General features: G+C 68.1%; 1 protein-coding gene and 1 pseudogene. Both read left to right on the top strand.

What is annotated here, in order from left to right; translation table 11 throughout:
• Positions 1-30 precede the first annotated feature (30 nt).
• Positions 31-206 (top strand): annotated as a pseudogene (locus OP18_RS62870) (glycosyl hydrolase 2 galactose-binding domain-containing protein); the annotation flags it as partial.
• A partial coding sequence (locus OP18_RS62865; RefSeq protein ID WP_425388716.1) for a hypothetical protein occupies positions 207-411 on the top strand: 205 nt, incomplete at its 3' end. It abuts the pseudogene before it with no gap.

Genomic DNA, 411 nt, shown 5'->3' with positions numbered 1-411 from the left:
ATTCCTGACCCGTACCTGGACGACAACGAGGTGGCGTTGTCGTGGATCGGTCGGACGGCGTGGGTGTACGAGACGACGTTCGACGCGGACCTGGCCGGTGACCGGGTCGACCTGGTCGCGGACGGTTTGGACACGCCGAGGCGGTGCGGGATGCGGTGGGTGAGCGGCCGAATGCCTATGATGAGCCGTTTCAGTACATCCGGAAGATGGCGTCGAACTTCGGTTGGGACTGGGGTCCGACGCTGGTCACGGCGGGGATCTGGCAGCCGATCGGCCTGCACGCCTGGTCCACCGCCCGCCTCGCCACGGTCCGGCCCCTCGTGTCGGTCGACGGTGCTGACGGTGTCGTGGACGTGCACATCGTCCTGGAGCGGGCCGCGGACACACCGTTGACGGTGACCGCGACGGTCG

The sequence above is a fragment of the Dactylosporangium aurantiacum genome, assembly GCF_000716715.1.
GTDB classification, from domain to species: Bacteria; Actinomycetota; Actinomycetes; order Mycobacteriales; family Micromonosporaceae; genus Dactylosporangium; species Dactylosporangium aurantiacum.
Note: the sequence above shows the minus strand (reverse complement) of the source record. Positions and strands in the feature narration are given on the sequence as shown.